We start from the raw sequence: 8,072 nt of genomic DNA, 5'->3' as shown, positions 1-8,072 counted from the left end.
GGCGGGTGGCGGAGGCGTGGTTATCTCCAACCTCAACGGTCGGGGCGGTGGTTATCTCCAACCTCAACGGTCGGGGCGGGTGTGACGAACGCCACCCTCCAAAAACTTTGCACTCCATCCAAAATAGTGCAAACTTTTACTTTGTGACCGAAAGTGCAAATAATTGTGCCGCGCACGGACTGCGGGCGCGCAAGCGTGAGGCAACCCGGTCCGCCATCACCTCGGCGGCCCGGCGCTTCACCGCGAACCACGGGCTGAACGGCTTCACCATTGAGCAGCTCTGCGAGGACGTGGGCATCTCCCGCCGCACGTTCTTCAACTACTTCCCGTCCAAGGAAGACGCCATTGTGGGGCACCTGCTGGATGAATTCCCGGCCGATGCCATGGCCGCGTTCATCGCCGGCGGGCAGGACACCGGCGGATCGGACGCCGGCGTGGAGCGCGGGCCCGGCGGCCTGACCACCACACTGCTACGGGCACTGTTTGACCTGACGGTTTCCATGGCGGATCAGCTGGACTTCACGCGGGAAAACGTCCACGCCCTCATCAAGGTGATGAAGGTGGAGCCGCAACTCATGATCAAGATGATGGGCAGCGCCGAGGCCCGCGAGCACGAATTTGCGCACATCATCACCCAGCGCGAGGGCCTGGCCCCGGACGACCCGCGGGCCCTGCTGATTGCGAGCCTCTTCGGCACCATGTCCCGGCGGGCCAGCCAAACGTTCTTCTCCGAGGACAACGTGCTCAGCTACGCCGACATCCTGGCCGGCCACCTGGCCCAGGCCCAACAATTCTTCGTATTCTCCAAGCTGACCTTTGAAGGGACCAGATGAGCACCGCCATCAAGGCAGGGCAACCGCTCCTGTTGACCCAAAAGAGGATTTGGATCATCTTCTCCGCGCTCATTGCGGGCATGCTGCTTTCCAGCCTCGACCAGACCATTGTTTCCACCGCCATGCCCACCATCGTGGGCAAGCTGGGCGGCGTGGAGCACCAGACGTGGATCACCACCGCATACCTGCTGGCCACCACCATCGTGATGCCCATCTACGGCAAGTTCGGTGACATCCTGGGCCGCCGTAACCTCTTCCTGGCCGCCATTGCCATTTTCACCCTGGCCTCCATTGGCTGCGCGTTTGCCACCGACTTCTGGGGCTTCGTGATCTTCCGTGCCATCCAGGGCCTGGGCGGCGGCGGGCTGATGATCCTCTCGCAGGCCATCATCGCCGACATTGTCCCGGCCAACGAGCGCGGCAAGTACATGGGCCCGCTGGGCGCCATCTTCGGCCTGGCCGCCGTGGCCGGACCCCTGCTGGGCGGCTACTTCGTGGACCACCTGACCTGGGAATGGTGCTTCTACATCAACATTCCCGTGGGCATCATCGCCTTCGTGATCGCGTTCTTCACCCTGACCCTGCCGAACAAGAAGGCAGACAAAAAGATCGACTTCATGGGCGTGCTGTTCCTCTCCATCGCCACCACCTGCCTGATCTTCTTCACCGATTTCGGCGGCAAGACGGACGGCTGGACCTCGCTGACAACCTGGTCGTGGGGTGCCGGCCTGGCGGCCGCCGTCGCGCTTTTCATCTTTACCGAGGCGCGGGCGCAGGATCCCATCATCCCGCTGTCCCTGTTTAAGAACCCGATCTTCCTCAACTCCACTGCCATCGGCTTTGTCCTCGGCATGGGCATGTTCGCGGCGCTGGCGTTTGTGCCCACGTTCCTGCAGATGTCCTCCGGCACGTCCGCCGCGGAATCCGGCCTGCTCATGCTGCCCATGATGGCGGGCCTGATGGGAACGTCGATCTGGTCCGGCATCCGCATGACCAAGACCGGCAAGTACAAAATGTTCCCCATTGCCGGTTCCGTGCTGACCATCATCACCATGTGGTGGATGACCACGCTTTCCGCGGACACCCCCATCTGGGTCATTTGCGCGCAGCTGTTTGTGTTCGGTGCGGGCCTGGGCCTGATCATGCAGATTGTGGTCATCGTGGTGCAGAACTCGGTGCCGGCCGCGCAGCTGGGCACCGCCACGAGCACGAACAACTACTTCCGCGAAGTGGGGTCCGCCCTGGGCGTGGCCGTGTTCGGCGCCATGTTCACCTCTCGCCTGTCCAGTTCGCTGACGGAGCTGTTCACCAAGGCTGGCGCCTCCCCCGAACAGGCCGGCAAGTCGATGTCCACGCTGGATCCGCAGGCCATGGCGGCGCTCCCGCCGGCGGTCAAGGACGGCATCATCAACGCCTACGCCAACTCCCTGGCGCCCGTGTTCTGGTACCTGATCCCGTTCATGGTGGTGGCGCTGGTCCTGGCGCTGACCATGAAGGTCATCCCCCTCTCCGACACCGCCGGCATGGTGGCGCGCGGCGAGGCCATCGGCGGCGAGGAGGCGCTCCGGATGGAGACCGAACGCGCCGCGGGCAAGCCCGCCATGGCCACTGCGGGTGACACCCTCCAGCTCACGCGCGAGGACCCTGACCCTGCGGACCCGGCCACGGACAAACCGTAAGTAGAGCTGAGAAGGCGCGTGCCGGCGTCGTACTGCTTTCAGGTACGACGCCGGCACGCGCCTTTTGCGTCTGTCCCGCCTGGCGCTTTGGTTGGGCGGGCGGCTGTTACCAGAGGAGCGGGCCCTTGCGGTTGGGCGCAGCGTCACTGCGCCTGGACAGGGCCGGGTTCCCCTTGACGGCCACGGACCACGCCCCGAGCGCGAACCCAGCTGCCACCAGGGCGTCGAAGAGGACTTGCGTGGCACCGGCACCCGTGAGCAGGTGGACCAGCCCGACTGCCGCCAATGCAACTGCTGCGGCGGCCGCTAGTAAGGAGAGGATGAGCGCCCAGCGGGGCAGCTTTCGAAGTTCCTTCACAGCGGCCAACTCCTTGTGAATAGCACGAATGAAATACTTGCCGCCAGCCTACACCAGGCGGTTTTTGGGTCCATGGTGCAGCTCCTGCGAGCCGACGGGCCTGCACCCCGCAGGAGCTGCACCGTCGATTCTTGGGAGGGCTGCGACCCGCAGGTGGTGCACCACCGAATCAACAATGGTGGGGAGGGGTCCCAAACGGACTCCGAAGGTACAGATACGGTTGGCCGGCGCGGATTCGGGAGTTGGAATGGCACCTTTGAGGCACCGATTGGCCGCTGAGTATGCAGCGATGGCGACATAGGCCGGGTCTAAGTCGCCATCGCTGCATACTCGAGGGGAAATTCGGTGGCTGGGACCCGGATTTCGACAGGCTCAATCACCGAGTGCCCAAATGGCGCCCGCGACAATCGGTGGTGCAGCTCCTGCGAGCCGACGGGCCGGCACCCCGCAGGAGCTGCACTGCCGATTCCGGCTCAGCGCTGGTAGCTGGGTTCGCCGTCGAAGGCCAGGGCCCGCTGGATGCAGGCGAGGTGGCCGGGGCGCAGCGGCGGAAGCTCGTCTGTGGCGAACCAGCCCACGGCGAGGGATTCGTCGTCGTTCACCCGGGCGGTGCCGCTGACGTGGCGGGCGATGAATTCGATGTTCAAAAAGTCGCACACATCCCCGTTGGGGAACGTCACCGGCCCGACGGCGGCGATGCCGAGTAGGTGCTCAATCCGCGCCACGACGGCCGTTTCCTCGAAAATTTCGCGCAGCATGCCGGGGCCGGGCTCCTCGCCGGGTTCCAGGATTCCCGTGATCAGCGCCCAGCCGCCCGTGTCGGAGCGTTCGCCCAGGAGGACCCGGCCTTCGCTGTCAAAAACCACGCCGCGCACGCCGGGCAGCCAGAGGGGGTCGTGGCCGATTTTTTTACGCAGGTTGACGATGAATTCCGGTGAGCCCATGCCGCCAGCTTATCGAAGCGGTGCGGCCGGATCCGCGTTACCCCCTGGAAAGTGCGTGAAGTGGTGGAGCGTCGGGGAAAAACTCGCAAAAAGTGGTGGAGCGTCGCGGGAAAACCCCGCGAAAAGTGATGGAGCGTCGGTGGGCGGGCGGGCGGGCGGGTCAGGGGACGGGGAGCAGGAGCATGGTTGCCCAGGCGCCCGCCAGCATGGACGGGCCGAACGGGAGGTGCGACTTCGCCGTGCCCCTCCGTGACACGATGAGGGCCACGCCCCACAGCCCGCCCGCCACAAACCCGGCCGCCGCACCCGCCAGCACGTGCGTCCAGCCCAAAAATCCCAGGTAAAGGCCCAGCACGCCGGCCAGCTTGACGTCGCCAAAGCCCATGCCCGCCGGATACACCGCCCACAGCACCCAGTACAGTGCGCCCAATGCGGCGGCCCCGGCGAGTGCGCCCCACAGCTGCCCCGGCCGCCCGGACAGCACGGCCGCGGCGGCAAGCAGGATCCCGGCGGCCGGATATGCGGGCAGCACGTAGCGGTTGGGGAGGGTGTGCGTGCGGATGTCGACGGCGGAGAGCAGCACGCTCAACCACAGCAGGTACAGGCACGCGGCCACGGCGCAGACCAGTGCCAAGACGTCCGCCTCCCACAAGTCCGACAGCCGAGTGACCATAGCAGGATGCTACGCCATGGCGCCTCCCGCCGGGCGGCCAAACCGCGGCTCCGGCGTAAGCTGTGGATATGAATGGCCTACCCCTTACTGCTGACACATTTCGCCACCTGTGCCGGTCCTCGCCGTGGCGCTGGTCAAGCCTGCGCTTCGAGCTCCACCGGCGGGATGCTGCAGCGGCACGGGAGGCTAGCGCACGGGCCGGGGACCCGGCGTCGGACGCTGGCGTGGAGGCCATGAAGTTCTGGATCCGCCGCCCCGGGGCGCTCCGGGTGGAGACCCTGGACGGAAAGCTGCTGGCCAGCACTACCAAGATCAACAGCTCCAAGGACTCCCTGTTCATCAGCGGCAACCGCAAGCCGTGGCTGCTGCCGCCTGCCATGGCCAACCCGGTCAAGGACGCCGACGGCTTTGTGGTGCGCCGGCCGGAGGCCCTCTACGGCGAGCCCGCCTACGGTTCGGGGCGGTTTTCCGCGGCGCTGGACCCAGTGGAGCTGGCCGGCGAGCGCCCCGTTCCGCTGGAGGCGCCGTTTGCCAACGTGGCCGAGATTGACGGGATCGCCATGGTAGACCACCACGGGCGCCCGGCCGTGGACGCGATCCTGACGCCCAATCCGTCCTACAGGCCGCTGTTCCCGGCCGCGCCCCTGCTTTTCCCGGGGCGCACGGCGGTGCGGATCGACCTGGAGACGGCCGTGTGCGTGGCCAGCCAGTCGCTCGACGGCGACACCTCCGGCGCCGGGCACTGGATGGTGCTCCACGGGATCGACGAATACATGCTGGACGACCTTTTTGAGGAAGTCAGCATGGGCCTGACCGACGTCCGCTCACACATTCCCTGGGACCTGCCCGGCGCCTGACGCCCGCCTCCTCCCAACGCTCCCCCACCCCCTCCCGCACCCCTCCCCCTCCGCGAGCGGGCACTTAACGTGGATGTTTCAGCGCGGGATCCACGTTAAGTGCCGGTTCGGCGGGGGTGGAGGGGCGCGCGGACAGGGCAGCCGGCGTCGGATTCCTTCGCCAGGGCGCTGCGGCCACAATGACGGCCAACAGGGTCAACACAGTGCCGAGCACGGTGGCGGTGCCGACCGCCGCCGCCGGTGTCGGAAAGGCCACGTCGAGCAGCAGCGAGCCCATCAGCTGGCCAGCGACTGTGCCCAGGCCGAGCAGCAGGACGCCGATCCGCCGCACCAGCGCCGCACTGAGGAAGACCACCACGATGCCCAGCGGCCCGGCGCAATAGAGCCACCACTCGTGCGGCAGGGCGTGCGGCCGCGGACTGAAAGGCAGCTTGACCAGCCACGCGGCCAAAAGCACCACGGCGCCGGCGGCAAAATTGGTCAGGGTGGCCGTCAGTGGCGTGCCCGCCGCGGCGGCAATGCGCCCGTTCATCGCCTGCTGGAAGCCGTAGAGCAGACCCGCCAGCAAGGGCAGCAGAAGCAGAGACAGCGCCCCCGGGCCAAGCGCGGTGAACTTGGCGGAGACAGCCCAGACCACAGCTCCCAGGGTCAGCACTGAACCTGTCAGCCGCGGTGCGGTCAGGCGCCTCCTCCCGCCGGCGCCGAATCCGACCCTGTCGACCAGCAGCCCGCTGACCGTCTGCCCGGCCACCAGGGCAATGGTGAAGAGGGCCACGCCCACCATCCCGACGGTGACCCCCTGGGCGAATACCAGCGACGCGCCTATCGCGCCGGCCACCAGATACCAGCGCGGCAGCACCCGCCGGGCCAGGCCGCCGCGCAGGGCGGCCAATCCGCTCCGTCCGGCCCGGGTGCCGAGCGTCAAAAGAATCATCAGCAGGAGCCCCGAGCCAAAGCTGAGCAGCGCCGCGGCCACGCCGTCGCCCAGGCGCAGCCCCATGGTGCCCGTGATCCGGGATTGCACGGCGAGGGCGAGCCCGGCGACCATGGCCAGGCCGAGTCCGGCTGGCGCGGGAAGGGGTCGGTGCATGTGGGCGAGTCTATCGCGCAGCATCCCCCGGCAAGAATCAACGACGGCGTTCAGGGTCCGGTCCGTGCGCGGGGCCCCTTTTCAGCTGCCGAACGGACACTTAACGGGCATGTTCGGGCGGAACATCCACGTTAAGTGCCCGTTCGGCGAGAGGTGGGACGGCGTCAGATCTCGGCGCGCTCCAGCATTTCAGTGACCAGCGCGGCGATGGGCGACCGCTCGGAGCGGGTCAGGGTGACGTGGGCGAAGAGCGGGTGCCCCTTGAGGGTTTCGACCACGGCGGCGATGCCGTCATGGCGGCCCACGCGCAGGTTGTCGCGCTGGGCCACGTCATGGGTGAGCACAATCTTGGAGTTCTGCCCGATCCGGCTCATGACCGTCAGCAGCACGTTCTTCTCCAGCGACTGGGCCTCGTCCACGATCACAAAGGAGTCGTGCAGCGAACGCCCGCGGATGTGCGTCAGCGGCAGCACCTCCAGCAGCCCGCGCTCCAAGATCTCGTCCATGACGCGCTCGGACACCACGGAGCCCAGAGTGTCGAACACGGCCTGCGCCCACGGGTTCATCTTCTCGCTTTCGGAGCCCGGCAGGTAGCCGAGCTCCTGGCCGCCCACTGCGTACAGGGGCCGGAACACCACCACCTTGCGGTGCTCGTTGCGTTCCAGCACGGCCTCCAAGCCGGCGCACAGGGCCAGCGCACTCTTGCCCGTGCCGGCCCGCCCGCCCAGGGAGACAATGCCGACGTCGGGGTCCATGAGCAGGTCCAGCGCCAGGCGCTGTTCGGCGGAGCGCCCGTGCAGGCCGAACACCTCGCGGTCGCCCTTCACCAGGCGCACCTGCTGGTCGGCGCCCACCCGTCCCAGTGCGGAGCCGCGGGTGCTGGTCAGCACCAGGCCCGTGTTGACAGGCATGACGGCGGCCTCGGGAACCAGGGCGGCGCCGCCGTTGTACAGTTCCGCCATTTCGGCCTCGGCAATGGCCAGCTCCGCCACGCCTGTCCAGCCGGAATCCTGGACCAGCTCGTTGCGGTACTCCTCCGCCGCCAGTCCCATCGCGGAGGCCTTGACCCGCATCGGCAGGTCCTTGGAAACCACCGTGACGTTGGCGCCCTCGTTTGCCAGGTTCTTCGCCACCGCCAGAATGCGCGAATCATTGTCCGTGCCGCGGATCCCCGCCGGAAGCACCTCAGCGGAAACGTGGTTGAGCTCCACACGGAACGTCCCGCCGTCGTCCCCCAGGGGAATGGGGGCACCCAGGCCGCCGTGCTGTTCGCGCAGTTCGTCGAGCAGGCGCAGGGCGGTGCGGGCGAAGTAGCCCAGTTCGGGGTCGTGCCGCTTGGACTCCAGCTCGGAAATCACCACGATCGGCACAATGACCTCGTGTTCGGCAAAGCGCAGTATCGCGCGGGGATCGGAGAGCAAAACTGAGGTGTCGATGACGTAGCTGCGCAGTTTTTGCGCCATGCCCGCCGTCTCCCGTGCGATTTCCCCAAAATTCATCGTCTCAACCACGTCGGCTCCAGCCTTTCCGGGCCGGTGTTTCGCCCGGAAAATCAATAGGTACGGCGAGCGGAGTTGCCCTCCGTTAATGCCTAAAGCTACGCCGGGAATAGTGGCAATTTGGGACCTTCCCGGCGTG

8 protein-coding genes are annotated in these 8,072 nt (G+C 66.9%); 3 read left to right on the top strand and 5 right to left on the bottom strand.

Translation table 11 applies throughout. The features are described from left to right. The first annotated feature begins 143 nt into the window (after positions 1-143). Positions 144-833 (top strand): TetR/AcrR family transcriptional regulator, encoded by a 690-nt coding sequence (locus G6N77_RS07545; protein WP_165181414.1) that lies wholly within the window; start codon positions 144-146, stop codon positions 831-833. Beyond that, positions 830-2,512: an MDR family MFS transporter gene (locus G6N77_RS07540; RefSeq protein WP_165181413.1), complete on the top strand. Its 1,683-nt coding sequence runs from the start codon at positions 830-832 to the stop codon at positions 2,510-2,512. Before G6N77_RS07545 ends, G6N77_RS07540 begins: the two co-directional genes overlap by 4 nt. 106 nt (positions 2,513-2,618) lie before the next feature. Here the strand turns inward: G6N77_RS07540 and G6N77_RS07535 are convergent, their stop codons facing one another. The 3 genes from G6N77_RS07535 to G6N77_RS07525 all read right to left on the bottom strand — a co-directional run bounded on the left by G6N77_RS07535 (position 2,619) and on the right by G6N77_RS07525 (position 4,487). Then, the gene (locus tag G6N77_RS07535; RefSeq protein ID WP_165181412.1) at positions 2,619-2,870 is read right to left on the bottom strand and encodes a hypothetical protein; all 252 of its coding nucleotides are present in this window, start codon (positions 2,868-2,870) and stop codon (positions 2,619-2,621) included. A gap of 473 nt (positions 2,871-3,343) precedes the next feature. Continuing rightward, positions 3,344-3,814, bottom strand: a complete 471-nt coding sequence (locus tag G6N77_RS07530; RefSeq protein WP_165181411.1) for an NUDIX hydrolase — start codon at positions 3,812-3,814, stop codon at positions 3,344-3,346. A gap of 160 nt (positions 3,815-3,974) precedes the next feature. Then, entirely contained in the window at positions 3,975-4,487 is a 513-nt protein-coding gene (locus tag G6N77_RS07525; protein ID WP_165181410.1) for a prepilin peptidase, read from the bottom strand. A gap of 68 nt (positions 4,488-4,555) precedes the next feature. On the opposite strand from G6N77_RS07525, the gene G6N77_RS07520 reads away from it, so the two are divergent. Beyond that, positions 4,556-5,344: a hypothetical protein gene (locus G6N77_RS07520; protein ID WP_165181409.1), complete on the top strand. Its 789-nt coding sequence runs from the start codon at positions 4,556-4,558 to the stop codon at positions 5,342-5,344. A gap of 64 nt (positions 5,345-5,408) precedes the next feature. Here G6N77_RS07520 and G6N77_RS07515 read toward each other — a convergent pair whose 3' ends face one another. Further along, positions 5,409-6,434: a DMT family transporter gene (locus tag G6N77_RS07515; protein ID WP_165181408.1), complete on the bottom strand. Its 1,026-nt coding sequence runs from the start codon at positions 6,432-6,434 to the stop codon at positions 5,409-5,411. Positions 6,435-6,598: 164 nt separating this feature from the next. Next, complete coding sequence (locus G6N77_RS07510; RefSeq protein WP_165181425.1) at positions 6,599-8,053, bottom strand: PhoH family protein; 1,455 nt, start codon at positions 8,051-8,053, stop codon at positions 6,599-6,601. Positions 8,054-8,072 lie beyond the last annotated feature (19 nt).

Source organism: Arthrobacter silviterrae (assembly GCF_011045165.1).
GTDB lineage: Bacteria > Actinomycetota > Actinomycetes > Actinomycetales > Micrococcaceae > Specibacter > Specibacter silviterrae.
This window is presented reverse-complemented; position numbering and strand designations above follow the sequence as displayed.

Coding starts and splice junctions, on each gene's coding strand:
- G6N77_RS07525 (WP_165181410.1), bottom strand. CDS start 4,487: ATGGTCACTCGGCTGTCGGACTTGTGGGAGGCGGACGTCTTGGCACTG.
- G6N77_RS07515 (WP_165181408.1), bottom strand. CDS start 6,434: ATGCACCGACCCCTTCCCGCGCCAGCCGGACTCGGCCTGGCCATGGTC.
- G6N77_RS07540 (WP_165181413.1), top strand. CDS start 830: ATGAGCACCGCCATCAAGGCAGGGCAACCGCTCCTGTTGACCCAAAAG.
- G6N77_RS07520 (WP_165181409.1), top strand. CDS start 4,556: ATGAATGGCCTACCCCTTACTGCTGACACATTTCGCCACCTGTGCCGG.
- G6N77_RS07530 (WP_165181411.1), bottom strand. CDS start 3,814: ATGGGCTCACCGGAATTCATCGTCAACCTGCGTAAAAAAATCGGCCAC.